General features: G+C 70.8%; 24 protein-coding genes, 2 pseudogenes and 1 riboswitch. Of the genes and pseudogenes, 10 read left to right on the forward strand and 16 right to left on the reverse strand.

Annotated elements, in window-relative coordinates:
* Positions 1-321 precede the first annotated feature (321 nt).
* Entirely contained in the window at positions 322-1,764 is a 1,443-nt protein-coding gene (locus AC5DRG_RS03860) for a peptidoglycan-binding protein (RefSeq protein ID WP_491808043.1), read from the forward strand.
* A 223-nt stretch (positions 1,765-1,987) separates the two neighbouring features.
* Here the strand turns inward: AC5DRG_RS03860 and AC5DRG_RS03865 are convergent, their stop codons facing one another.
* The 3 genes from AC5DRG_RS03865 to AC5DRG_RS03875 form a co-directional block, all read right to left on the reverse strand.
* On the reverse strand, positions 1,988-3,166 hold the full coding sequence (locus AC5DRG_RS03865; RefSeq protein WP_491808045.1) for an acyl-CoA dehydrogenase family protein: 1,179 nt from the start codon (positions 3,164-3,166) through the stop codon (positions 1,988-1,990).
* Positions 3,167-3,536: 370 nt separating this feature from the next.
* Positions 3,537-4,304, reverse strand: coding sequence for a CbtA family protein (locus AC5DRG_RS03870; protein ID WP_491808047.1), 768 nt, complete (start codon positions 4,302-4,304; stop codon positions 3,537-3,539).
* 25 nt (positions 4,305-4,329) lie between these two features.
* The gene (locus AC5DRG_RS03875; RefSeq protein ID WP_491808049.1) at positions 4,330-4,551 is read right to left on the reverse strand and encodes a CbtB domain-containing protein; all 222 of its coding nucleotides are present in this window, start codon (positions 4,549-4,551) and stop codon (positions 4,330-4,332) included.
* Positions 4,552-4,586: 35 nt separating this feature from the next.
* Positions 4,587-4,721, reverse strand: a riboswitch (cobalamin riboswitch).
* A 122-nt stretch (positions 4,722-4,843) separates the two neighbouring features.
* On the opposite strand from AC5DRG_RS03875, the gene AC5DRG_RS03880 reads away from it, so the two are divergent.
* Positions 4,844-5,419, forward strand: coding sequence for a histidine phosphatase family protein (locus AC5DRG_RS03880; protein ID WP_491808051.1), 576 nt, complete (start codon positions 4,844-4,846; stop codon positions 5,417-5,419).
* Position 5,420: 1 nt separating this feature from the next.
* Here AC5DRG_RS03880 and AC5DRG_RS03885 read toward each other — a convergent pair whose 3' ends face one another.
* The 5 genes from AC5DRG_RS03885 to AC5DRG_RS03905 form a co-directional block, all read right to left on the reverse strand.
* A complete protein-coding gene (locus AC5DRG_RS03885) occupies positions 5,421-5,789 on the reverse strand; it encodes a four-helix bundle copper-binding protein (protein WP_491812963.1) in 369 nt (122 codons plus the stop codon).
* 79 nt (positions 5,790-5,868) lie between these two features.
* On the reverse strand, positions 5,869-6,312 hold the full coding sequence (locus tag AC5DRG_RS03890) for an RpiB/LacA/LacB family sugar-phosphate isomerase (RefSeq protein ID WP_491808053.1): 444 nt from the start codon (positions 6,310-6,312) through the stop codon (positions 5,869-5,871).
* A 10-nt stretch (positions 6,313-6,322) separates the two neighbouring features.
* Complete coding sequence (locus AC5DRG_RS03895; protein ID WP_491808055.1) at positions 6,323-7,294, reverse strand: ATP-grasp domain-containing protein; 972 nt, start codon at positions 7,292-7,294, stop codon at positions 6,323-6,325.
* A 352-nt stretch (positions 7,295-7,646) separates the two neighbouring features.
* On the reverse strand, positions 7,647-9,059 hold the full coding sequence (lpdA, locus tag AC5DRG_RS03900) for a dihydrolipoyl dehydrogenase (protein WP_491808057.1): 1,413 nt from the start codon (positions 9,057-9,059) through the stop codon (positions 7,647-7,649).
* A 34-nt stretch (positions 9,060-9,093) separates the two neighbouring features.
* Positions 9,094-9,456, reverse strand: a complete 363-nt coding sequence (locus AC5DRG_RS03905; protein ID WP_491808059.1) for an SDR family oxidoreductase — start codon at positions 9,454-9,456, stop codon at positions 9,094-9,096.
* 41 nt (positions 9,457-9,497) lie between these two features.
* Between AC5DRG_RS03905 and AC5DRG_RS03910 the strand changes: the two genes are divergently transcribed.
* On the forward strand, positions 9,498-9,875 hold the full coding sequence (locus tag AC5DRG_RS03910; protein ID WP_491812964.1) for a winged helix-turn-helix transcriptional regulator: 378 nt from the start codon (positions 9,498-9,500) through the stop codon (positions 9,873-9,875).
* A gap of 57 nt (positions 9,876-9,932) precedes the next feature.
* Here AC5DRG_RS03910 and AC5DRG_RS03915 read toward each other — a convergent pair.
* Together AC5DRG_RS03915 and AC5DRG_RS03920 are read right to left on the reverse strand one after the other, a co-directional pair.
* Positions 9,933-10,451: pseudogene (locus AC5DRG_RS03915) on the reverse strand (PEP/pyruvate-binding domain-containing protein); the annotation flags it as partial.
* A 66-nt stretch (positions 10,452-10,517) separates the two neighbouring features.
* Positions 10,518-11,420 (reverse strand): universal stress protein, encoded by a 903-nt coding sequence (locus AC5DRG_RS03920; RefSeq protein WP_491808061.1) that lies wholly within the window; start codon positions 11,418-11,420, stop codon positions 10,518-10,520.
* Between the two features lie 137 nt (positions 11,421-11,557).
* Between AC5DRG_RS03920 and AC5DRG_RS03925 the strand changes: the two are divergent.
* From AC5DRG_RS03925 to AC5DRG_RS03945, 5 genes and pseudogenes are all read left to right on the forward strand, one after another.
* Positions 11,558-11,869, forward strand: a pseudogene (locus tag AC5DRG_RS03925) (hydrogenase maturation protease); the annotation flags it as partial.
* Between the two features lie 70 nt (positions 11,870-11,939).
* Positions 11,940-13,100 (forward strand): sensor histidine kinase, encoded by a 1,161-nt coding sequence (locus AC5DRG_RS03930; protein WP_491808063.1) that lies wholly within the window; start codon positions 11,940-11,942, stop codon positions 13,098-13,100.
* Positions 13,097-13,765, forward strand: coding sequence for a response regulator (locus AC5DRG_RS03935; RefSeq protein ID WP_491808065.1), 669 nt, complete (start codon positions 13,097-13,099; stop codon positions 13,763-13,765). The genes AC5DRG_RS03930 and AC5DRG_RS03935 overlap by 4 nt, the downstream gene beginning before the upstream one ends.
* A 136-nt stretch (positions 13,766-13,901) precedes the next feature.
* The gene (locus tag AC5DRG_RS03940) at positions 13,902-14,063 is read left to right on the forward strand and encodes a hypothetical protein (RefSeq protein ID WP_491808067.1); all 162 of its coding nucleotides are present in this window, start codon (positions 13,902-13,904) and stop codon (positions 14,061-14,063) included.
* Positions 14,064-14,069: 6 nt separating this feature from the next.
* Positions 14,070-16,256, forward strand: a complete 2,187-nt coding sequence (locus tag AC5DRG_RS03945; RefSeq protein ID WP_491808069.1) for an MMPL family transporter — start codon at positions 14,070-14,072, stop codon at positions 16,254-16,256.
* Positions 16,257-16,367: 111 nt separating this feature from the next.
* Here AC5DRG_RS03945 and AC5DRG_RS03950 read toward each other — a convergent pair whose 3' ends face one another.
* The 3 genes from AC5DRG_RS03950 to AC5DRG_RS03960 are packed head-to-tail and all read right to left on the reverse strand — an operon-like array spanning position 16,368 to position 20,336.
* Positions 16,368-16,877, reverse strand: coding sequence for a flavodoxin domain-containing protein (locus AC5DRG_RS03950; protein WP_491808071.1), 510 nt, complete (start codon positions 16,875-16,877; stop codon positions 16,368-16,370).
* Positions 16,878-16,898: 21 nt separating this feature from the next.
* Positions 16,899-17,630: a CBS domain-containing protein gene (locus tag AC5DRG_RS03955; protein WP_491808073.1), complete on the reverse strand. Its 732-nt coding sequence runs from the start codon at positions 17,628-17,630 to the stop codon at positions 16,899-16,901.
* Between the two features lie 12 nt (positions 17,631-17,642).
* Entirely contained in the window at positions 17,643-20,336 is a 2,694-nt protein-coding gene (locus AC5DRG_RS03960; protein ID WP_491808075.1) for a bifunctional acetate--CoA ligase family protein/GNAT family N-acetyltransferase, read from the reverse strand.
* Between the two features lie 373 nt (positions 20,337-20,709).
* Between AC5DRG_RS03960 and AC5DRG_RS03965 the strand changes: the two genes are divergently transcribed.
* On the forward strand, positions 20,710-21,174 hold the full coding sequence (locus tag AC5DRG_RS03965; protein ID WP_491808077.1) for a cyclic nucleotide-binding domain-containing protein: 465 nt from the start codon (positions 20,710-20,712) through the stop codon (positions 21,172-21,174).
* A 44-nt stretch (positions 21,175-21,218) separates the two neighbouring features.
* Positions 21,219-21,878 carry a CBS domain-containing protein gene (locus tag AC5DRG_RS03970; RefSeq protein WP_491808079.1) on the forward strand — a complete coding sequence of 220 codons (660 nt, stop codon included), beginning with the start codon at positions 21,219-21,221 and terminating at the stop codon, positions 21,876-21,878.
* 159 nt (positions 21,879-22,037) lie between these two features.
* On the opposite strand, the gene AC5DRG_RS03975 is transcribed toward AC5DRG_RS03970, so the two are convergent.
* The 3 genes from AC5DRG_RS03975 to AC5DRG_RS03985 all read right to left on the reverse strand — a co-directional run bounded on the left by AC5DRG_RS03975 (position 22,038) and on the right by AC5DRG_RS03985 (position 24,400).
* Positions 22,038-22,481, reverse strand: coding sequence for an NAD(P)(+) transhydrogenase (Re/Si-specific) subunit beta (locus AC5DRG_RS03975; protein ID WP_491808081.1), 444 nt, complete (start codon positions 22,479-22,481; stop codon positions 22,038-22,040).
* Between the two features lie 73 nt (positions 22,482-22,554).
* Positions 22,555-23,577, reverse strand: coding sequence for a type I glyceraldehyde-3-phosphate dehydrogenase (gene gap, locus AC5DRG_RS03980; RefSeq protein WP_491808083.1), 1,023 nt, complete (start codon positions 23,575-23,577; stop codon positions 22,555-22,557).
* Positions 23,578-23,704: 127 nt separating this feature from the next.
* On the reverse strand, positions 23,705-24,400 hold the full coding sequence (locus AC5DRG_RS03985) for a response regulator (protein WP_491808085.1): 696 nt from the start codon (positions 24,398-24,400) through the stop codon (positions 23,705-23,707).
* Between the last annotated feature and the right edge of the window lie 314 nt (positions 24,401-24,714).

A 24,714-nucleotide genomic window follows, 5' to 3' on the forward strand; every position in this document is an offset into this window, starting at 1 on the left:
GGCCGTTGGTGCGCAGTCGTGCCGACCTGGCCAAAATGCCAACTTCTCCGCGGTCTCGGGTCGGCCGACCAGTCCGACCGTGATCCGCAGATCCAGCGAAGGAGACGTTTCACAGTCATGAGAAAGAGTTCATTTCGTGTTCACACCGACAAAGCGTCCATCCAGCATCGGGTCACCATGAGCGCGAGACCGGGTTGGAGGGTCAGAACCGGCGTTTTCGCCGCTACAGCGGCGCTCCTCTCGGCGGCCACGCTGCTCGGTGCCAGTCCGGCGTCGGCGGCGCCTGCGGCGATCAAGCTGACCTCCTCATCCTGTCCCAACGTGATCCAGCAGGGCCAGGTGAGCGGCTGCGTCACGGAGTTGCAGAACCTGCTCAACGCCCACGGCGCCGGTCTGGTGGTGGACGGCAATTTCGGGGCGAACACGCTCTACGCGGTGCGCGAGTACCAGTCCTCCACCGCGATCGCCGTGGACGGACAGGTAGGCCCCCAGACCAAGGCCAAGCTGTACGCAACCGGCGGTTCGGCCCCGGCACCGATCAAGCTCACGTCCTCGTCGTGCCCGGCGAACATCGTCCAGGGCAACAAGGGAGGCTGCGTCACCGAACTGCAGCGGTTGCTCCGCCACTTCGGCTACTCGATCGACGTGGACGGCGATTTCGGACCGGCGACGGACAGCGCGGTCCGAAACTTCCAGTCCGCGCACGGCCTTTCGGTCGACGGCCAGGTCGGCACGAACACCAAGCGGGAGCTCTACGACACCGACGAGTCGCCGTCCACCGCCCTGGACCTGCGATCGGCGTCCTGCCCGTCGAACATCGTGGAGGGGCAGAGCGGCGGTTGTGTCGCGACGCTGCAGGCCCTGCTCAACGGCAAGGGGCAACACCTCGACGTGGACGGTGAGTTCGGTCCCCTGACCCTGGCGGCTGTGAAGTCGTTCCAGTCGGCGGCGGGCCTTTCCGTCGACGGCGAAGTCGGCCCGAACACCAAGGCCGCCCTGTACTCGAACATCAGCACGGGAGGCGGCAGCGGCGCACCGGCGCCGATCAACCTGAACTCCAGCTCGTGCCCGAGCAATATCGTGCAGGGCCAGCGCAGCGGCTGTGTCACCGAACTGCAGAGCCTGCTCAACCACCACGGAGCCGATCTTGCCGTTGACGGCGACTTCGGACCGTTGACCGACAGCGCGGTGCGGGACTTCCAGGCCGAGAAGGGTCTGTCGGTCGACGGCCAGGTGGGTCCGAACACCAAGGCCGCTCTGTACGGCACGGTCACCCCGCCGTCCTCGCCCCCGCCCGGTGGCGGATACAGCAAGATCCTCGATGTGGCCGCGGCCGAGGTCGGCACGGTCGAGGGAAGCGCTCGGGCGAACAGCTACGGATCGGCCGTGGGCGTGTCGCTGTCCACCAGCGACTACGCCTGGTGCGCGACCTTCGTGAGCTGGGTGGCCAAACAGACCGGGGCCTCCTCCTACCGCAGCACCTGGGTCGAGCACTGGGTCAACCAGGCGCGGGCCGGCAATTACCACCTCTCGGTGACGACGGACCCGCAGCCGGGCGACATCGTGGCCTTCGACTGGGATGGGGGCAACGATTACGACGGCGGCCAGGCGCACATAGGCATCGTGAGAACGGTGAGCGGCGGCTCCAGCTTCACCACCGTCGAAGGCAACACCGGCAACCCCAATGGCGGGTCGGACGGTGTCTACGTCAAGACCCGCGGTACGAACAGCGGATACGACGTGACGTTCATCCGAGTCCGCTGACCGGCTGACCGGGTGCTCAGGTGCTCGGATGAGAGTTTTCGTCCGGGCGTTTCATCCCGCGGCCGGAGTCCGTACCTGCGATGCCGGGTGCCGCCGCGAGATCTGGCCTCGTCGGCAGGCGGCCGACCGTGCTCCATCAGTCACCACAGGATGGACCATGGCCGGCCGGCCCTCGGTGCATCCGGACCGGTCGTCGCTCACGCCGAGCCGGCCCCGGTGCCGGCTAACGCCGTACCCGCGGCATCCCCAGACCGATCCACGAGATGATCTCCCGCTGGATCTCGTTGTTCCCGCCGCCGAAGGTGAAGATCACCGCAGAGCGGTAGCCGCGCTCCAGCTCGCCCTGCAGCACCGCGCCCGCCGAGCCCTCCTTCAGGGCGCCCGCGGCGGCGACGATCTCCATGAGCCAGGCGTACGCGTCCCGGCGGGCCTCGGAGCCGTAGACCTTGACCGCGGAGGCGTCCTGGGGGGTGAGGGTGCCGGTCTGGACGGCGTTCACCATCTGCCAGTTGAGGAGTTTCATCGCGTCGAGTTTGGTGTGGGTGCGGGCGAGGAGGCGGCGGACCCAGGGGAGGTCGACGACGCGGCGGCCGTCGGCGAGTTTGGTCTCCATGGCCCAGCGCTGGACGTCGTGCAGGGCGCGGATGGCCATGGTGCCGTGGGCGGCGAGGGTGACGCGCTCGTGGTTGAGCTGGTTGGTGATCAGGCGCCAGCCCTGGTTCTCCGCGCCGACGCGGCGGGCGACCGGGACGCGGATGTTCTCGTAGTAGCTCGCGGTGGTGTCGTGGGAGGCGAGGGTGGTGATGAGGGTGCAGGAGTAGCCGGGGTCGGTGGTCGGCACGAGGAGCATGGTGATGCCCTTGTGCGGCGGGGCCTCGGGGTCGGTGCGCACGGCCAGCCACACCCAGTCCGCGGTGTCGCCGTTGGTCGTCCAGATCTTCTGTCCGTTGACGACGTACTCGTCACCGTCCCTCACAGCACGCGTCTTGAGCGCCGCCAGGTCGGTGCCCGCGTCGGGCTCGCTGTATCCGATCGCGAAGTCGATCTCGCCGGAGAGGATCTTCGGCAGGAAGTACGCCTTCTGCTCGTCCGTGCCGAACCGCATGATCGTCGGGCCGACGGTGTTGAGCGCCATGAGCGGCAGCGGTACGCCTGCCTGGGCGGCCTCGTCGAAGAAGATGAACTGCTCCATCGGGGTCAGGCCGCGCCCGCCGTACTCCTCGGGCCAGCCGACGCCGAGCCAGCCGTCCGTGCCGAGCCTGCGGATGGTGTCGCGGTAGAAGCGTTTCTGGGCGGCCGGGTCCGCGAACCGGGCGTGGGCGTGATCCGGCACCAACTTGGCGAAGTAGGCGCGCAGTTCGGTACGCAGCCGCTGCTGCTCGGGCGTGTATTCGAGATGCACGGCGCCTCCAGGCTCATCGGTCGGATTAGCGAAACGTAGTTTCCTCATGGCAGAGTGTTACGCGCATGCCCGGCGCCCAGGCGACGTCGGGCGCCCTCCTCGGCGAGGTCGTCAGACCTGGCCGACCAGCGTCCGGAGGGACGTGCCACGCGGGCTGCCGGCTCCGGCCGTTCAGCACCAGGGCACGAAGACGATCGGCTCACATCCCTGAGCGACACCCAGGATCACTAGGCCGATCAGAGACGCTCCCCAAGGCCGGTCCCGACGGCGCACACAGTAGAACGTGTTTCAGAAATTGGGAACACGCGGAGCGGGACGGCACACGGGAAAGGCCCCCGGCAAGCCGGGGGCCTTTCCGTCGTTCGATCGCTCAGTGTGCGACGGGACTTGCCGGTGCGGCGGCCTTCCTCTGCCCGGCGGATGCCGGTCGCGGAACCAGCAGCCGTTCGGCCAACAGCCCGAAGACCAGCCCGAACGCGGTCCACAGCGTCGCCTGGATGGCGAGCGCGGCCAGTCGGTACTGCCACAGCAGGGTGGGCGGGAAGCCCTCCGGGACCTCGTTGAACGACGGCAGGAAGGCGTACGCCAGGCCGACGAGGAGGACGAATGTGGCGCCCGCCGCGAGGGTGGCGTTCCAGTTCCCCAGGCGCGGCGCGAGGCGCTTGCCCAGGATCACCGTGCCGATTGCCAGCAGCACGCTGAGGACGATCATCAGGAAGTACAGCACTGTGCGCTGGTTGAGGGTGTCGGGGTCACCGACGGCCGGCGGGTTGGCCGGGTACTTCAGGAACGGGACGACATAGACGGCGACCAGACCCGCCGCCGCGAGGAGCAGCGCGCTCGCCCGCGGCCCGAAGCGGCCGATCCGGCCCAGCGCGAAGCAGTACGCGAGGGCGGCGATGCCGCCGAACGCGACTCCGTAGACCAGGACCCCGGTGCTCAGGCCCGCGGTGGACTGCATGGTGCGGCTGACGAGTTCGGTACCCCCGTGCTCGTGGGAATGGGCCTCCTCGAACGCGATCGCCTCGTCCACGCGCGGCTCGCCCAGGAAGTAGGCGACGACCAGCGCGAGCAGTCCCGCGGCGAGACCCGCGAGCATGCCGCGGACCAGGAGGCTTCTGACAGTTGCTGAGTTCATGTGCTCGTGCTCTTCCCTGTCGGTGTCAGTGGCAGGGGAAACCGAGCATGTGGCGGGCGTCGTGCACCCACTCGTGCACGCCCTCGCCGGACACCAGGGAGGTGGCGCCCTGTTCGGCGCCGACGAAGTAGAGCAGGACCAGCATCAGGATGCCGAAGAAGACCGCCCAGGGGACGATCGCGCCGATCGGCAGCGTTGCGGGTACGGCTGTGGGGGCAGCGGTGGGCTGGACGGCGGACTGCGCCATGGCAGGACCTCCTGGGGAACTCGCGTCCCGTCTCGGTGGTGCACAGGACGACGGGTGCGGGTCTGACTTGCCCGGGCCCGCACCAGGGAGAGGTGCGGTAGAGGCTTACAGTGGCGCGACCGTGCCGGATTCTCACCGGCTTCCGCCGAACCGTCGTCAATATCGACCGAGAACGTACCGCGAAGTGGGGGTACGGCCAAGAGCGCACGGAGGGCGCGGGTGTGCTCCTGTGCGCTTGCGTACGCCGTGAAACGGCGGGATTGGTAGGGATGTTGAGCGCGGGAGTGGACGTATGACGAGCCGAGTGATGTTGATCTCACCGGCGATCACGGCGACGCTGCGGGAGGCCCGCTTCGACGACGGCTGTTCGCTGGACGCCTCCGGGCTGCGGCTCGCCCGGGCGGCCGCGGGCACCCTTCCGACAGCTGAGCGGGTGTGGTGCTCCCCCACCGTGCGCTGCCGCGAGACGGCCGGCGCGCTGGGCCTCGACGCCGTGGACGTACCGGAGTTGGCGGGGATGGACGCGGGACGCTGGCGCGGCGCGACCCTGGCGGAGGTGGGCGCGCGGGAGCCCGAGGCGTTGGCCGGGTGGCTGACGGATCCCGGATGCGCGCCGCACGGCGGGGAGTCGGTGCGGGCGCTGTGCGAACGGGTCGCGGGCTGGCTGGAATCGGCCGCCCTGGTGACGGGCCGCACCGTCGCCGTGGTCGAGCCCGAGGTCGTACGGGCCGTGGTGGTACGGGTGCTCGGGGCGCCGGAGTCGGCGTTCTGGCGCACGGACGTACCGCCGCTGACGTCGGTGGAGGTCAGTGGCAGGTCGGGGCGGTGGAACCTGCGGATCGGGCAGGCGCTGGGCGACACGCGATGAGTCAGTTGAGCGTCGCGATGAAGTCGGTGCAGGCCCGTGCGCACGCACGGCACGCGGCCGCGCCCTGCTCCGCGCCGGGCTGCCTGTCGAAGACGAGCGCGCACTCCAGGCAGACGGTGCGGCACCACTCCAGCTGGACCCGGATGCCGACTTCGTCCTGACCGCCCTGCTCGGACAGCACACGGCAGGTCGCGTCGCACACCTCGGCGCACATGATGCCCTGGCGCCGCACCAGTTCCTGTGCCGCGGTCCCGTCCGGATCCACGAGGCTCGCGCTCAGCGCGCAGGCCCGCGCGCAGTCGGAGCACGCCTGCGCACACGCGAACCGGTCCTCCAGGAACCGGAAAAGCTCCTGCTCGGAAGGCAGCATGTCAGTCACACCGGGCGAGTAGCCGGACGCGCGTGCGTCAAACCCCTGAGGACAGACACCGATCGCGTCCGGGCCTGGCTCAGCCCAGGTCGAGGCGGCCGACGCGGTCCACGTTCGCCCGGTCCTCGGCATCCTGGCTGGCCTCGCCGGCGAACCAGGCGTCCAGGATCTCCTTGAGCAGCGGCTCGGACGTCAGACGCAGACTGAGGGCGAGCACGTTGGCGTCGTTCCAGCGGCGCGCTCCGTCCGCCGTGTAGGCGTCCGTGCACAGGGCCGCTCGTACACCCGGCACCTTGTTCGCGGCGATCGACGCGCCCGTGCCCGTCCAGCAGCACACGACCGCCTGCTCGGACGTCCCCGAGACGACGTCACGGGCCGCGGCCTCCGAGCACACCGCCCACTGCGGGTCGTCCCCGGGGCGCAACGCCCCGTGCGTCACCACGTCGTGGCCACGGTCGCGCAGCTCTGCGACGAGGGCGCGGGCCACGGGTTCGTCCATGTCGGAGGAGACGGAGATCCGCATGTCACGGAGCCTACAGCGGCCGGGCCCCCACGCCCGGGCCGGTGTCGGCGGTGCGGTTGAGGGCGTTCAGGTGGGCCTGGATGTACGGCTTGGCCACGGTGTCGAGTTCGCCGTCCACGAAGGCGGGCTGGACGTTGACCTCGAAGACGACCCCGCCGTTCTCGACGGCCAGGTCGACGCCGGCGAAGGGCAGTCCGACCGAGTCGGTGGCGGCGACGGCGAGTTCCGCGAGGCGTGGGGAGAGGTCGGCGGGGGCGATGTGGAGGGGGGTCGCGCCTCGGCAGGTGTTGCACGGGGTGTCGGGCTCGGGCTGGATGTGCTCGCGGGCGTGGATCACGCTGCCGTCCAGGACGAACACCCGGAACTGGTGGCGGTCGCCGTCGGCGGTGACGTTGCCCGCGTCCCGGGTCAGGAGCCACGCGGTGCGGCGCCCCGCGTAGAAGACGGTGGCGCGTTCCAGCTGGGCGAGGGTGGTGATGTGGAAGGTGTCGTTGCCGCCCGTGCCGATCACCGGCCGGGCCCAGGTGTCGCCGCCGAGTTTGTCGAAGGCGGCCGCCGCCTCGCTCCTCCCGGGCCGGGACAGGACGACGGTCTCCATCTGGGCGATCCCGTCGCGCAGGAAGCGCTCGACCATGCGGTGCTTCTCCGTCGCCGTCCGCCAGGCGGCCACGCCGGTGCCGAGGGTGACGATGTCATGGCGTTCCAGGAGGCGTTGGAAGGCGGCGAGTGAGCGCCGGCGGTGCGGCGGGATCTCGTAGAGCACGACGACATCCGGCACCAAGTCCACTCCCTGTTGCGGGACTTGGAGACGTAAGCGGCCTCCGTCGGGGACACCGCGGCCACTTCCGCCGATCGCGAAGTGCCGGGCGTCTATGCGTACCGGGGGCGTGCCGGTGAGCAGCTCCACCGCCTGGGCAAGGTACTCCCAGCAGCCCTCGGGCGAGGTGGGGTCGGTGATCAGGGCGATGCACGGTCGGGACACAGCGGCCTCCAGCGGTTCGCGACACGCGCCGGTGCCACGCGCTCTCGGTGCCGCGGCCCGGGCGGTCTCACGGGGTGTCTGTCGCGCGAGCGGTCGTCGGCGCCCATCGCTCGGGAAGCCGCACCGGTCTGCGAGCTGCCACGCCGGAACCGGACGGTGGCCGGGCCTGGAAAGCCGTTGACCACGGATGGGGCTTTTTCCCGCCCTGTCGACCTAAGTGCCGCAGGGCCGTGGCGCCACACTGTAGGCGCGCCACGGACCCCTCACCAGGGCGCACGAACCGGCCCCTCCTGCTCCCGCCTCTGCGCCGTCCGCCCCCGCCCGTGCGCCTGCCCGGCGGCCCGACGGAATGTCACATGTTGATCATGTGACCGGCCAGTCCGTGCACCGCCTCCTTCACCGCCTCGCCCAGGGTCGGGTGGGCGTGCACGTTGCGGGCGACCTCGTGGACGGTCAGGTCCCACTGCTGGGCCAGGGTCAGCTCGGGCAGCAGTTCGGTGACGTCGGGGCCGATGAGGTGGCCGCCGAGGAGCTCGCCGTACTTCGCGTCGCTGATCAGCTTCACGAAGCCGGTGGTGTCGCCGAGGCCGTGGGACTTGCCGTTCGCGGTGAACGGGAACTTCGCCACCCTGACGTCGTGGCCGCGCTCGCGGGCCTGGGCCTCGGTGTAGCCGAAGCTGGCGATCTGGGGCTGGCAGTACGTGGCGCGCGGGATCATCACGTAGTCAAGCTCCATCGTCTCCGCGTCCGCGATGGTCTCGGCGGCGATCACGCCCATCGCCTCGGCGGCGTGCGCGAGCATCAGCTTCGCGGTGACGTCGCCGATGGCGTAGATGTGCGGGACAGAGGTGCGGCAGCGTCCGTCCACGTCGATCGCGCCGCGCTCGGTGACCCGCACGCCGGTGTTCTCCAGGCCGTAGCCGGTGACGTTCGGCGCGAAGCCGATGGCCTGGAGCACCTTGTCGGCCTCCAGGACCTGCTGGGCGCCGTCCTTGCCGGCGACCGTGACGCGGACCTGCGGGCCGGACTCGTCGATCGACTCGACCCGGGTGGAGGTGAGCACGTCGATCCCCAACTTCCGGTACTGCTTGGCCAGTTCGGCCGAGACCTCCGCGTCCTCCAGTGGGGCGACGCGGTCGAGGAACTCCACGATCGTGACCTTCACGCCGTAGTTGTGCAGCACGTAGGCGAACTCGATGCCGATGGCGCCGGCGCCCGCGATGACGATGGACTGCGGGAGGTCCTCGGCGAGGATCTGCTCCTCGTACGTCACCACGCGCGAGGTGCGGCGAGTACCGGGCAGCAGCTTGGGAGTCGCTCCGGTGGCGATGACGCAGTGATCGAAGCCGATCGTGCGGGTGTCGCCGTCGTAGCCGGCCACCTGGAGCGTGTGCGGGTCCAGGAACGTGCCACGGCCGTCGATCTCAGCGATCTTGTTCTTCTTCATCAAGTAGTGAACGCCCTTGACCCGGCCGTCCGCGACCCGGCGGCTACGGCGGAACGCCTCGCCGTAGTCGAAGGAGACCTCCCCGTCGACCTTGATGCCGAAGGTCTTCGCCTCGCGCGTGAAGATGTGCGCCAGCTCGGCGTTGCGCAGCAGGGCCTTGGTCGGGATGCAGCCCACGTTGAGACACACGCCGCCCCAGTACTTCTCCTCGACCACCGCGACGCGCTTGCCCAGCTGGGCGGCCCGGATCGCGGCCACGTATCCGCCGGGGCCCGCACCGAGTACCACCACGTCGAAGCGCTCGTCCTGCTCGACCATCGGGAGTTCCTCTCTCACAGGGTGACCCGAACGGTCAGCCGGCCGTGCGGGCCAGCGTCTTCTTCAGGTCCTCTACGGTGTCCAGGATGACGTGCTCGTCGGCGATCGAGGGCGTACGCGCGACGGCGACCGCCGCTTCGCCGACCTGTTCGGCGGTGAGCCAGTTCGGGTCGCCGCCCGGGCGGCTGCGGTTGATGACGGGGCCGAGGATGAGGTCGTTGACACGCCGCTGCCCCTTCAGTTCGGCGCTGAGGGCTTCGCGCATCATGAGCTGGGCGGCGCCCTGGATGCTGACGATTCCGGCGGCCGGGTACGGCTTCTGCGCGGAGAAACCGGCGATGGCGGTGTAGCTGCCGTCCTCCGCCAGACGGGGCAGGAAGGAGCGGGCGAGCGCCATGCGCGGGCCTGTCCGGCGGATCAGGACGGAGGAAAGTAACGGTGCCTCATCAACACAGGCGAGCGGCCCGCTTCAGCGAGCTGAACTCCGCGCTCCCGGCGCTGTCCAAGCGCGTACTGAGCGACCGCCTCTCGGAGCTCCAGGAGGTCGGGCTCGTCGCGCGCGAGGTCTCCCCCGGTCCCCCGATCGACGTCACCTACCGCCTCACCGAGCGCGGCATGGGACTCGGCCCCGCCATGGACGCCCACGCGTCTGGGCCGGCGCCCCCGTCGACGAACTGGGGCGGCCGCTTCCGCACACGGAGGCCGACGAGCGCAAGGCGGAGCCGAGCAACACCTGATCCGGGACGGCTCACCGCGGCGGGCCGAGGAGGATCTGCCCGTACTTCTCTGCGGCTTCGGCCAGCCTGTCGGGCGTGATGGCGAAGTCCTTGGGCCGGGGGGTCCTGACATCACGGCCGGCCTGCTGGAACATCCCCTCTTGATGTCCTTGAACTCCTCGGTGATCAGGACGAGTTCGCCGGTGTCGAGGTCATGATCGCCCTTGACCTCACGCTTGGCCTTGTGCGCGGCGATGGCCTGCTCGAACAAATCACCGTCCACGCCCATCACCGTACGGCCGAACATCTGGACCAGCCTGCGGTACGAGTCCCAGGCGAACCGCTCCTGCCCGGACGCCTTGGCGAGCCCGGTGACGGACGCGTCGTTGAGACCGATGTCGAGGATGGTCTCCATCATGCCGGGCATGGAGAAGCGGGCACCGGAGCGTACGGACACCAGCAGCGGGTCGTCGGCCGCGCCGAGCGTGCGGCCCATCGACCGCTCCAGCCCCGCCAGGGCGCGGGCCGCCTCGACGCCGAGCTCGGGCGGCTCCTGGCCTGTCTCCAGGTAGACCTTGCAGGCCTCGGTGGTGACGGTGAATCCCGGTGGGACGGGCAGGCCCAGCCGCGTCATCTCGGCGAGACCGGCTCCCTTGCCGCCGAGGAGGGCGGCCATGTCCCGGCTGCCCTCGGCGAACTCTTACACGTACTTGACGGGCGTGCTCATCTCGGATCGGGCCTCTCACTCGTGGGGGACGACGGCGACGGGGCAGCCGACGTGGTGGACGGCGGCGTGGGTGACGGGCCCGGTGCGCGCGAGCGCGGGTCGCTCGGCGATCCGGCGGCCTACGACAAGCAGGCTCGCCCCGAAGGCGGCCCGGACCAGTACGTTGGAGGCCTTTCCCTCAACCACCGACTCGGCGACCTCGACCTCGGGGTACTTGTCACGCCACACCTGCAGCACGGCTGAGAGGAAGCCCAGCCACTCCTGCGCCTGCTGCGGCTCTGCCACCAGCCCGATGTCCCCGCTGCCGAGGCCGAGCGGTGACGGCTGCTGCCAGGCGTGCACGACGCGCAGCCGGGCGCGGCGGATCCTGGCCGCCTCGAAGGCGAACTCGATCACCTCGTCGCATGCGTCGCCCAGATCGATGCCGAGCACCACGTCCCGGTATCCGGTACGGGTGGAAGCGCTCCCGTCTTCCGCCGGAAGGTGCTCGTCCGCCGCCTCTTCCCCCGCCCGTACGAGGACGACTGGCCGGGTGGCCTTCGCCACCACGCCGAGCGCGACCGAACCCACCAGGAATCCCGTGAACCCGCTCAGCCCGCGGGAACCCAGCACCAGTACCTCGGCCCGTTCGGCCTCCTTCAGCAGGGCCGCGGTCGCCGGACCCTCGACCTGCTCGTCGTAGAGGCGGATGTCGGGGCATCCCTGACGGATGCGCTCCTCGGCCTGACGCAACGAACGGTGTGCCAGATGCCGCTGGACTGCGTTCGCGGTCACATCGTCCTGTTGACGCGGATGCCAGTTCCAGGCGTGCAGCAACCACAGAGGGCGCTCACGACGCATGGCCTCGCGGGCCGCCCATTCCGCGGCGGCCAGGCTCTCGGCGGATCCGTCCACTCCGACGATGACGGGGGGAAGCATCGTGCCACCTCCAGGGCTCGGTCTGCTCCTGGCACCAGCGTCCCGCCGCGGGCACCAGGCAGGTATGGGCCCCCAGGGCTTGGCCAGGGGCCGTTCGGCCCATGCCGGGAGGGCCCGAAGGCGGCACGGTAGGAGGTATGAGGACGCGCATTGTCGTGATCGGCGTCGGGAACGAGTCCGGCGGGACGACGGCGCGGGGTGGGCGGTCGTCGCCCGGCTGAGAGAGCGAGGCGCGGACCAGTCCCTTCCGGCCGACATCGTGCTCGCCATCTGTGACGGCGAACCCGGACGACTCATCGGCCTGTGGGAGCACGCCCGTCTCGCACGGTCTGGGGCTCGGCGAGGCCGTCGAGCCGGCCCGCGTCCTGGGCCGGCTGCCGGCACGTCTCGTCGTCTATGCCGTGGAGGGCGCCGACGGCTCCTTCGGCAGCGGCCTCCACGCCAAGGTCCCAGAACCCGCGGCGCACGTCGCTGGTGGCTCCGTCCTCCTTCGGTCGGCATCGCGGGCAGAATGGACGCGTGCCCCCATTCGACCCGGTCCGTTTCCGGCTGCCCCGTGGCGTCCGCGCCGACGCTGCACTGGCCTTCGGGACGTTCGTGTTGGTGGCGCTCGCGGAGGGGCAGCTGCTGGGCAGCGGAGAGGGCCCGATGCCCGCGCTCATCGCGTCTTGGCTGCTGATCGTCGCGGTGTGCGGAGCACTGCTGTTCCGGCGCCGGTATCCGGTGGCCGTGGGCTGGTTCTCAGCACTGGCCACTGGCGGCTACTACCTGCTGAGTGACACCGATGGTCCGCTGGTCGTGGTACCGATCGTGGCGTTGTACGCCATCGCGGCCCAGGGCCGGATGCGGGCCGCGGTCGCCATCGCGGCGGCGATGGCGATCGGCATGTTCGCGGGCACCTTCGTGGGCAGCAGCGATGTCACCGGCACGGCGGTGTTCATGCTGGCCGGCTGGCTGGTCGCCGTGGTGGCCCTCGGCAGCGTGCGGCGCAGCAGGATGGCCTACGCCGAGGAGGAGGCGCGGCTGCGTGCCACCGAGGAACGGCTGCGCATTACTCGGGAGTTGCACGATGTGATCGGGCACAACATCTCGTTGATCAACGTGCAGGCGGGTGCGGCACTGCACCGGCTGAAGAAGGATCCTGCCCAGGCCGAAGAGGCGCTCGGCGCGATCAAGGCGAGCAGTCGGGCGACCCTGCGGGAACTCCGGGCCACCCTCGGCGTGCTCCGCCGCGTCGACGAGGAGGCGCCCACGGCACCCGCGCCGGGGCTGGCCCGGGCGGATGAGCTCGTGGCTTCCGCGAAGCTGGCGGGGCTCCCGGTGCGCATCGAGCGGACCGGGACTGAACGCTCGCTGGGCGCCCCGGTCGACCTGGCCGCGTACCGGATCGTGCAGGAGTCGCTGACCAACGCCGCCAAGCACAGCGGCGCCCGCCGGGTCACGATCCGACTCGCCTACGGGGACGGGGAGTTGACCCTGACCGTCGAGGACGACGGCAAGGGCTCGACGGCCCGCCCGGCGGGGTCCGGTGGCGGCAGCGGGATCAGCGGCATGACCGAGCGGGCGCGGGCCCTGGGTGGCGAGCTGACGGCGGGCTCGCGGCCGGAGGGCGGATTCGCGGTGCGGGCCCGGCTACCGTACGGGACCACAGGAGAGCCGATGGAGCGGAGCGACCGATGATCAGGGTCCTGCTGGCGGATGACCAGCGGCTCGTCCGGGCCGGGTTCCGGTCGATCCTGGAGGACGAGGGCGACATCGAGGTGGTGGGGGAAGCCGCGGACGGGCAGGCCGCGGTCTCGGCCTGCCACGAGCTGGGGCCGGATGTGGTCCTGATGGACATCCGGATGCCGGGGATGGACGGTCTGGATGCCTCCCGGGCGATCGCCGGGGATGAGCGGCTGGCGTCCGTGAAGGTGGTCATCCTGACGACCTTCGATCTGGACGACTACGTGTACGGGGCGCTGCGCGCCGGGGCGACGGGCTTTCTGGTGAAGGACACTGAGCCGGAGGAACTGCTGCAGGCGGTACGGGTCGCCGCCCGGGGCGATGCCCTGATCAGCCCGTCGGTCACCCGGCGGCTCATTGCCGAGTTCGCGGGCCGGGTGAAGGGCCCGGAGCCGGATCCCCGGCTCGACGTGCTCACCGAACGGGAGCGTGAGGTCATGCGGTTGGTGGCCGCAGGGCTCACGAACGACGAGATCGCGGCGCGGCTGGTGCTCTCCCCGTCGACGGCGAAGACGCATGTCAGCCGGATCATGTCGAAGCTGGGGGCGCGGGACAGGTCGCAGGTCGTGGTGCTGGCGTACGAGTCCGGAATGGTCAGCCCGGGCTGGCTGGCGGAGTAGCCCCGTCGGCGGGACGGACGGCGCGACCCGGCACCGCTGGGGTACGACGCGGCGGCGGCCTGCATCCGCTGGGGTACGCCCGGTGTCAGCCGCAGGCTGACGATTCGGCACCCCTCGCACAGGCACGCTCAAGGGCATGAACGCACCCCTCTTCCCCGGACGGGCCACGGCCGCCGGGGCCCTGGCCTTCTCGGTCGGCAGCGTGTTCGCCGCCCTGGGGATCGGCACGCCCACGTTGTGCGGCGCCGTGGTGGGCGCGCTTCTTCAGCCAGGCCACTCACGCTCGAATCCGAGGTAGTCACCCATGTCTTCCACCCGCGGCGAAGCCGCGCCCATTGCCCCGCCCGCACCACCGGATCGGCCGGATCGGCCGCGCGGCGGCCGGTTCGGCGCCCTGGCCGGTTGGGCGCAGCGTCACCGCTGGGCCGCCCTGCTGATCTGGGTCGCCGTCCTGGCCGCAGTCACGCTGGGGTCGCAGGCCGCAGGCTCCGCGTACAGGAACGACTTCGCCCTGCCGGGCACCGACTCCCAAGCGGCCACCGACCTGTTCACGCAGCATGGTTCCGCCCAGGCCGGCGACAGCGTCGACATCGTGCTCAAGGACAGCCAGGGCATCGACAGCCGCGAGGCCGCCGTGGAGAAGATGCTGGCCGAGGTGAGAGGACTGCCGGGCGTCGCCGATGTACGCAGCCCGTACGCCGATGCCTCCGCGGTGTCGAAGGACGGCACGATCGGCTACGCCACCGTGACGCTCGACGGCAAGGCCGAGGCCGTGCCCAAGGAGGACGTCGCCGCGATCATCGACACCGCCAAGGGGGCCCAGGCGGACGGGCTCCAGGTCGAGCTCGGCGGCGATGCCGTGCGCGGCGCCGAGGAGAAGGGCAGCCCGACCGCGGAACTCGCCGGCATCGTGGCCGCCGTGGTCATCCTCGGGCTGCTCTTCGGCTCCCTGGTGGCGGCCGCCGTGCCGCTACTCACCGCCCTCTTCGCGGTCGGCTCCGCCCTCGGCCTGATCGTTCTCGCCTCGCACGTCTTCACCATCGCCGACTTCACTCCGCCCATCACGATGCTCGTCGGGCTCGGCGTCGGCGTCGACTACGCCCTGCTGATCTTCTACCGCTACCGGCACGAACTCACCGACGGCGCCGGCCCGGACCAAGCCGGCCGCAGGGCCCTGGACGCCGCCGGCCGCACGGTCTTCTTCGCCGGCTGCACCGTGATCATCGCCCTGCTCGGCCTGGTCGCGCTCGGTCTCGGCTCACTGCAGGGTGTGGCTCTCGCCCTGGCACTGACCGTGCTGGCCACCATGGCCGCCTCGCTGGTACTGCTGCCCGCGCTGCTGGCGGTCTTCGGTAAACGCATCCAGCGCCATGTGCTCAAGGACGCGGCCAGGACCGCGGCCAAGGGCAGGACCGAGGGCCGCCGCTGGCGGTCCCTGGCCTCAGCCGTACAGCGCCGTCCGCTGCCGTCCCTGATGGTCGCCGTCCTAGCCCTGCTGACCCTGTCCGCACCGGCACTTGGCATGCGCCTCGGCTTCGCCGATGCCGGCAACGACCCGAAGTCCACGACCTCCAGGCAGGCGTACGACCTGCTCGCCGAGGGCTTCGGCCCGGGTTTCAACGGTCCGCTGATCGTCCTGGCGCAAGGAGACGAAGGAGCCGGCAAGGCCGTCCAGGCGGAGCTGGCCAAGGCCGAAGGCGTGGCCGCGGCCAGCCCCGCGATGCCCTCCGAGGACGGCGCCCTGTCCACCGTGATCGTCTACCCGAAGACAGCACCGCAGGACGAGGGCACCACCGACCTCGTGCACCACCTGCGCGACGACGTGGTCCCGGACCTGGAGAGCGACACCGGCGCCAGGATCCTGGTCGGCGGTGCCACCGCCGCCTCCCAGGACTTCGCGGACACCGTCTCGAAGCGGCTGCCGCTCTTCGTCGCCGTCGTCGTCGGACTGTCGTCACTGCTGCTGATGCTGGTCTTCCGGTCGATCCTGATCCCCGTCAAGGCAGCCCTGTTGAACCTGATCTCGATCCCCGCCGCGCTCGGCGCGATGACCCTCGTGTTCCAACACGGCTTGTTCGGGGTGCAGCCGGGCCCGGTCGAGGCCTTCCTCCCCGTGCTGATCTTCGCGATCGTGTTCGGGCTCTCCATGGACTACGAGGTGTTCCTGGTCTCGCGCATGCACGAGGAGTGGGAGCGTACGAAGGACCACTCCCTCGCCGTACGGGAAGGACTGGCCTCCACCGGCAAGGTGATCACGGCGGCCGGGGCCATCATGATCGTGGTGTTCGGCGCCTTCATGCTGAGTGCCGACCGGATGCTCCAGCAGTTCGGCCTGGGCCTTGCGGTGGCGATCCTGATGGACGCATTGGTCATCCGCTGCCTGATCGTCCCGGCCATCATGCAACTGCTGGGCAAGTGGGCCTGGTGGCTGCCCGCCCCGCTCGCCCGGCGGCTGCCCAAGGTGGCACTCGAACGCCCCGCGGACAGCTGACGACCGCCCCGGAACCGAGGAGCCACGCCCGTGACAACTGGGCGGGCTGAGGGGCGGGCCCGCCACCAGGTGCCGACCCGCCCCGGATCGCCTACTGCCCCGCAGGGCCGTTCAGTTCCTGTCCGTGCCGCTGGTGAGCGCCGTGGCGATGTCTGCCGCCCACTCCTCGATCCGGGCGAAGTCCCGGAAGTCACCCCCCTTTCCGTTGCGCAGGATCATCCGGGCGACCCACCCCTTCGCGCCCTCCTCCAGGCAGCCGCCGAAAGTGACATGTCCCCGGGCGTCGAGCCGGTCCATGGCCTTCTGCACGCCGGGCACGGGCGGTATGTCCCGCTCCGAGGCCGAGGCGTCGAGCGGGCCGCTGCTGAACAGCCACAGCGGCCGGCCGGCCAGATCCTTGCCGTGCCGGCGGAGGAACCGGCGGGCGTCCTTGTGCCAGCGTCCGGCGTACAACCCGCCACCGAGCACTACGGCGTCGTACGGCGTCACGCGCGAGACGCTGCCGGCCGGCGACGCTTCGGCGGTGAAGCCCTCCTTGCGCAGTACCTCGGCCACGGCCTCGGCGATCTGCGCGGTCGATCCGTTCGTCGTCCCGTAGGCGACCAACACGTTGCCGGTCATCGCGGTCCGCCTCCTCTCATCTCACAGCCTGCGCAGCCAGTCGTCGGTGACACCGTGCAGGGCCGCCTCGTCCGGCTTGAGGTGCGAGTCGTCCAGCCGGAAGGTGAGCTTGTCGACGACGGCGACGACACCGTCGATCTGTCGGGTCATGGAGACGGCGATCTCCGTCTCGCTCTTGCGTTCCATGTGGCCGGAGAGCGTGACCACGCCCTCCACCACGGAGACGTCGATGCTGAGCGGGGCCACCCACAGGGCCCGTACCAGCACCTCGTCGATGACCTCACCCCGTATCTCGGCATCGGGCCGCAGGAAGACCTGGAGCAGGTCGCGGCGGGTGACGATGCCGACCAGCCGGTGCTCCTCGTCGAGGACGGGAAGCCGTTCGATGTGGTGCTGGGCCATGGTGCGGGCGGCCTCGACGATGGTGGCGTCGGCATGCACCGTGACCCGCGGCTCGGTCATCAACTGGCCGGCGGTGCGGGCCCTGGCCTTGGCCGCCTGCCTCCTCGCGCTGGGCGTCAGCCGGGCGAACCGGAAGCGCTTCCTCGGCTCGTACGGGTCGGGCGTCTCGGCCTGCCGGACCAGCAGGTCCGTCTCGGAGATGACGCCGATGACCTTGTCGTCCTCGTCGACCACGGGCAGTCCGCTGATGCGGTGCTCGCCCAGCAGCCGGGCCACCTCCTTGAACGGCGTTCCGTACGTGGCACGGACGACCTCCGTGGTCATCACGGAGCCGACCTTGTTGTGCTTCATGGTTGTCCCTCCTCAGCGGAGTCGGCGCAGATACGGATCCTGGGGCCTGCAGGGCAGCAGGCGTACGCGCGCATCGAGCACGGTGACTCCGCCCGGTGTCGCGAGAACGGGGTTGAAGTCGGCCTCGGCCAGCTGCGGCAGGTCGCTCGCCATGCGGGACAGCCGCAGCAGCAGCTGTTCGAGGCCTTCGAGGTCGACGGGCCGGCTGCCGTGCGCGCCGAACAGGAGCGGGGCGCAGCGCGGGGCCGTGATCAGGTCGTGCACGTCGTGGTCGGTCAGCGGGGCAAGGCGGGCCGCGTGGTCGGCGAGCACCTCGGTCGCGGTGCCGCCGAGCCCGAACAGGACGAGCGGTCCGAAGACCTGGTCCTGGACGACGCCGGCGAACAGCTCGGTGCCGCGGTCGGCGAGCGGCTGGATCACCACACCGGTCAGCAGGCCGGCGAACCGGGTCTCCAAGTCACGGTACGCGGCACGGACTTGGGCATCCCCGCGCAGGTCGAGATGGACGGCATGCTCGGCGGTCTTGTGCAGCAGGCCCGGCCAGTGGGCCTTCATGACCACCCGGCCGTCGAAGCCGCGCAGCCGGTCGGCGGCGAGGACGGCGTCGTCCTCGGTCTCGGCCCAGGCCCACGGAAGCTGGGAGATGCCGTAGCAGTCGAGGAGTTCGGCGCAGGTGCGCGGGTCGAGCCAAGCCCCGTCGGGGTGAGCCGCGAGGAAAGTGTCGACGACGGAGCGGGCGCGCGCCGTGTCGGCTCCGTGCAGCGCGGGCACCGTTCCCGCGGGCCGGGCGAGCCAGGCCGCGCGGTGGGCCGCGTGGGCCAACGCCCGGGCTGCCGCCTGGGGTTCGGCGTAGGACGGGAGGGTGCCGCCCTGGGCGGTGGGCAACAGCTCCACGGGCAGGCCCTGTTCCAGCCGTACCACGGCGACCGGCTTGGGACGCCGACCGGGGGCGCCGGTGAGTGCCCGGACGAGGTCGTCGCCGGTCGCCGCGGCGACCGCCGTGGGAACCAGGGCCACAAGGACGGCGTCGACACCGGCGTGCCGCATGATCCGGTCCACACAGTCCGTGAGTTGCGCCTCGGAGACCGCGGCCGTCGCATCGACGGGGTTGCCTGCGGCCGCCCCGGCGGGCAGTACGGCGAGCAGGTCATCGACGAGCTCAGGCGTGAGTGCCGGCAGCGACAGCCCGGCCTCGGCGCAGGCGTCGGCCGCGAGGACGCCCGCGCCGCCCGCGTTGGTCACGATCGCGATCCGGGGTCCCGCGGGCAGGGGCTGGGAGTGCAACAGGGCTGCGGCTTCCAGCAGTTCACCCACCGACCGCGTAGCGGTGATGCCCGCCTGCGTGAACAGCGCGCCGCGCGTCATGGTGCGGGTGGCGGCCGCCGCGGTGTGCGAGGCCGCGGCACGCCGGCCGGCCTCGGTGCGGCCGGCGTCGACCGTCAGCACCGGCATACGACGGGTCACCCGCCGGGCGGTACGGGAGAACGCGCGCGGGCTGCCGAACGACTCCAGGTGCAGCAGCGCGAGGTCGGTACGGCCGTCGCTCTCCCACCACTGGAGCATGTCGTTACCGCTGACGTCATACTTGTCACCCAGCGACACGAACGAGGAGACGCCGATACCGAGCCGGGACATGCCATCAAGCAGCGCGATGCCCACCCCGCCGGACTGCACGGCGACACCCGCGCTGCCGGGGCAGGGATGGCCGGCGGCAAAGGTGGCGTCGAGACGCAACTCCGGATCGGTATGGGCGATGCCGAGGCAGTTGGGGCCCACCAGCCGCATACCGTACGAGCGGCAGGCCGCCAGCAGGGCCTGGGCCTGGTCGGCGTCCAGGCCGGCGGTGACGACGAGCAGGGCCCGCACGCCCGCCTTGCCGCACTCCTCCGCCGTCTCCGGGATCGCGGCGGCGGGTACGGCGAGAACCGCGAGGTCGGGAGTCCTGGGCAGGGCGCTGACCGACGGGTAGGACGGCACGCCGAGGATCGAGTGCGCGGCGGGGTTCACCGCGAACAGCCGCCCGGTGTAGCCACCCGCGTGCAACTGGTGCAGGACCGCCCGGCCCACCGAACCCGGCTTGCGCCCGGCGCCCACGACAGCGACCGCCTCCGGCCGCAGCAACGGCTCCAGGCTGGCCACGTCGGCGGCCCGGCCGCGTTCCTCCACCGCCGTCAGGTAGGTGTCGTCCTCACCGAGCTCGATGGTGCAGCGCACCTCGGGCCCCTCGAAACGGCGGGCCGTACGCAGTCCCAGGTCGGCGAAGAGGCGGAGGACCTCGTGATTCTCACTGAGCGCGTCGGCCGTGAACGTCGTGATGCCGTCCGTGCGCGCGGCCGAGACGAGGTGCTCGACCAGGAGGGTTCCCACACCCCGGTGGTGCAGCCCGTCCGCGACGGCAATGGAGATGTCGGCCGTGTCGCCGTCGCCGCCGGTGTCGTACTCGGCGAGGCCGATCACCTGGCCCTGCGTCTCGGCGAGCAGCGCCCGGTAGCCGGGGTGCACAGGGCGGCAGGCCCGGTCGGCGGCCATTTCCGCGGAGCGTCGGCTCGCCGCGAAGAACCTCAGCCGGAGGTTCTCCGGCGACATCTCCTCGTACAGCCCCTGCAGTTGGTCATGGTCCCCCGGCGCCACGGGGCGGATGCACACGGTGGTGCCGTCCGCGAGCAGGGCGTGGACGGTGGGTCCGCGGAGCACGTCGTCAGTCATCGCAGGTCTCCTCCAAGCCTCTCGACACCTTCAGCATCCAGCGGATCGGGGAGCGGCCCCATGGGCTGTCCGGGCGCGGCATCAGGGCCGGTCGGCCCTAAGACCCGCGCTGTTTCCGGTCCGGTCGGCGGGCGTGAGGGCCGACCGCGCGTCGGTGCCGGAAACGACGAACTGCTCTCAAGCCGCGGGAGCGCCCGCCGCGCGATCTGCAGTCGGCACCGTGTGAGGCGTTCATCAGCGCCCGCACGGCCTCCAAGGGCACTCCCTGTGGTGCCGGGTGGCCCGACTCCGGGGCCGGGTGGCCCATGGTCCGGGGCGTGGGGAGGACACACCCTGGAACGGAAGGTCCACCCGTCTGTGCTGGAGGCACGTCATGAACGCTCCCGCCAGGGCCGGCATGCTACGGGCACTGCCCGCCGAACACCGGCAGCAACTGATGCGGATCGCCCGGGAGGTGTCCTTCCCGCAGGGAACACGCCTCTTCGCGGAGGGTGGTCACGCCGACCGGTTCTGGATCATCCGTACCGGCACGGTCGACCTGGACATGCGCGTGCCCGGCCGCCGGCCGGCCGTGATCGAGTCCCTCGGGCACAACGAACTCGTGGGCTGGTCCTGGCTGTTCCCGCCGCACGTGTGGCATCTCGGCGCCGAGGCTGCGACACCGGTGCGCGCCTACGAGTTCGACGCGGTGACCGTCCGCGCGATGTGCCAGGCCGACCGGACACTCGGCGTGAGTGTCGCCGAGTGGGTGGGTGGCATCGTCGCCCATCGGCTGCACGCGACCCGCACCCGCCTCCTGGACCTGTACGCCCCGTACGGCAGCGGAGGCCTGCGATGAGTTCGCCCGCACAGCCGAGCAACCGACACGACGCAGGAGGCACCGTGCACGCGACACCACACATCGTGAGCGACGTGATGACCAGGGACGTGGCCGTCGTCGGCCGCGAGGCCGCCTTCAAGGAGATCGTGCGGACCATGCAGGACCGGAAGGTGAGCGCCTTGCCAGTGGTGGAGGACGGCGACCGCGTCGTCGGCGTCGTCTCCGAGGCCGACCTGCTGCCCAAGGAGGAGTTCCGCGACAGCGACCCCGACCGATACACCCAGCTGCGGCGCCTGTCCGACCTCGCCAAGGCCGGCTCGGTGACAGCCAGGGAGCTCATGACCTCCCCCGCCCTCACCGTCCCGGCGGACGCGACGCTGGCGCAGGCCGCACGCACCATGGCACAGGCCAGGGTCAAGCGCCTGCCCGTCGTCGACGACCAGGGCAGGCTCGAGGGTGTCGTCAGCCGTGTCGACCTGCTCAAGGTGTTCCTGCGGGCCGACGAGGACATCGCCGAGGAAGTACGCCGCGAGGTGGTGGCGTACCTGTTCCCCACATCGGCGTCGGACGTCCGGGTGGCGGTGCGGGAGGGCGTCGTGACACTCAGCGGCCGGGTCGGGGACGCGTCCCTGGTCCCGGTGGCCGCTCGCCTGGTACGGGCTGTCGAGGGTGTCGTGGACGTGGAGTTCGAGCTGGACGAGTCCGGCCGTCCCTCGCAGTGACCGGCCGCGGAACCCGATCCGCGTCTTCCTGCTGATCGGCCACTGGGTCGTCCGACGCGACCTGGCCGACCTGCTCGACGCCGAACCGGACATCTCCGGGGTCGGCGCGTCGGTCCCCGCACTCCGCGTGCGGGGACCCTCTGTGTCCGTGTCTGTGTGTCAGCCCACGAACTCCGTGACGGCCGCCTTGAGTTCGGACAGTGCCTTCTTCGCGTCGGTGAAGAACATGCCGGTCTTCGGGTCGGTGTAGAGCTCGTTGTCGATCCCGGCGTAGCCGTGGCCCATCGAGCGCTTGATGACGACGACGCTCTTGGCCTTGTCGACGTCGAGGATCGGCATGCCGGAGATCGCGTTGCCGGGCCGGCGGGCGATCGGGTTGGTGACGTCGTTCGCGCCGATCACGAGTGCCACGTCCGCCTGCGGAAACTCGGGGTTGACGTCGTCCATCTCCTTCAGCTGCGCGGTGCCCGGGGCCTTCGTCCCGGCCTGCGCCTCGGACCACACGGCCCCCTCGACGAAGTGCATCCGCTCGGCCCGCCGTACGGCCGGGTGCGCCGGTACGCGACCAGCTCTTGGGAGCTCCTGGGCAGGGGTGGCAGGCATCCGCCGTCGCGACGCACCCCGGTCGCGGCGCAACGCCGCCACGACTCGGCCACCAGGCTGCGCACGGTCAGCTCTACCGGAGCCGGGCAGCCACGTACTCGGTGAGGTCGAGGAGCCGGTTGGTGTACCCCCACTCGTTGTCGTACCAGCCGAAGACCTTGACCAGGTCGCCGTGCGCCTGGGTCAGCGGCGCGTCCAGCACGCAGGAGGCCGGGTCGCCGACGATGTCCCGGGAGACGATCGGGGCGTCGGACACCCGCAGCACACCCTTCAGCGGCCCGTCGGCGGCCTCCCGGAACGCGGCGTTGACCTCGTCCGCGGTCACGGACCGCTCCAGGACGACGCTCAGGTCGGTCAGCGAGCCGTCCTCGACCGGGACACGTACGGCGATCCCGTCCAGGGTCCCGGCCAGCTCCGGCAGGACCAGGCCGACCGCGCGGGCGGCCCCGGTGCTGGTGGGGATGATGTTGACGGCGGCGCTACGGCCGCGACGGAGGTCCTTGTGCGGGCCGTCGAGGACGACCTGGTCGTTGGTGTAGCCGTGGATGGTGGTCATCAGCCCCTTGACCAGACCGAAGTTCTCGTCGAGGACCTTCACCATGGGGGCCACGCAGTTGGTGGTGCAGGAGGCGTTGGAGACCACGTGGTCGTTCGCCGGGTCGTACGTGCCCTCGTTGACGCCCATCACGACGGTGGCGTCGACGTCCTTGCCCGGCACGGAGAGCAGCACCTTGCGTGCGCCCGCCTTCAGGTGTGCTCCGGCCTGCTCCCGGGTGCGGAAGCGGCCGGTGGACTCGATGACGATGTCGACGCCGAGATCGGCCCAGGCCAGGGCGGCCGGGTCGCGTTCGGCGGTCACGGCGATCCGGTGCCCGTCCACGGTGATCGAGTCCTCGTCGTGCTCGACGGGGCGGCCGATGCGGCCGTACGTCGAGTCGTAAGCCAGCAGATGGGCCAGTGCCGCCGGCGAGGTGATGTCGTTGACGGCGACGACCTCCACCGGTGTGCCGGTGCCGGTCTCCGCGCGCTCCAGCACGAGCCGCAGGTAGTTGCGCCCGATGCGTCCGAAGCCGTTGATGCCCACGCGCACGCTCATGTCCGTCGTCCTCCCGATCGATTCGCGGCTGTATGCGCTGCCAGCCTGCTGGCCGGGGATGCGATCGGGCTTGGGCCGTACGGGGGCGAGCCGGGGGACGTTCGGCCCCACGGCTCGCCGAGTGGTGTCAGTGGCCTTCTTGCTTCAGCCTGTCCTGGGCCTGGGTGGCGATGACGGCGGCCTGGATGCGGCGCTCCACACCGAGCTTGGCCAGCAGGCGGGAGATGTGGTTCTTCACGGTCTTCTCCGCGAGGAAGAGCCGCTCCCCGATCTGACGGTTCGTCAACCCCTCGCCGATCAGGGCGAGAATCTCCCGTTCCCGGCCGGTCAGGCCCGGCAGGGCGTCCGGCTCCTCCTCTTCCTTCTGCTGACCGTCGCGCAGGCGGGCCATCAGCCGCGTGGTGGCGCTCGGGTCGAGCAGCGACTGGCCCGCGGCGACCGTACGGACGGCCGACACCAGGTCCGAGCCCCGGATCTGCTTCAGCACGTACCCGGAGGCCCCTGCCATGATCGAGTCCAGCAGGGCGTCCTCGTCGTCGAACGAGGTCAGCATCAGACAGGCCAGTTCCGGCATGCGCGAGCGCAGCTCCCGGCACACGGTCACGCCGTCGCCGTCGGGCAGGCGCACGTCGAGGACCGCAACGTGGGGGTGCAGCGCGGGTACACGGATCAGTGCCTGTTCGACATTGGCCGCCTCGCCGACCACGGTGATGTCCGGCTCGTCGTTGAGTAGGTCGTGCACCCCGCGGCGTACGACCTCGTGGTCGTCCAGCAGAAAGACCCGGATCGGGCTCTCGGGTCCGGGTTGCCGGCTGTCCGCCATCTGTTGCTCCTCGAAGTGCGTTCCGCGCCGATGTCCAGAATCCGGCGTCAAAACCGGGATCCTTCCTGTTCGCGGGTCCCAATGCCAGGGCCGGTCGGCCCTGTTTCCCGTGCGCCCAGCCTTTCCCGGTACCCGCATTCGCCGACTGGACGCTGATGCCCGGCCGCTCACCCGACCGGTGGTGGGGCGTTTCGGCCCCCGTTCGCAGGACGCTCGGCCCCTGCCCCGACCGGTGTCCGAGAGGGAGGCTGAAGGAGCATCGGGGGTCGGCTCCCCGGGAAGGTCCGAAGGGACGGCAACGGCCGTTGCGGCCG

It is taken from the genome of Streptomyces sp. JLBG701, assembly GCF_058544905.1.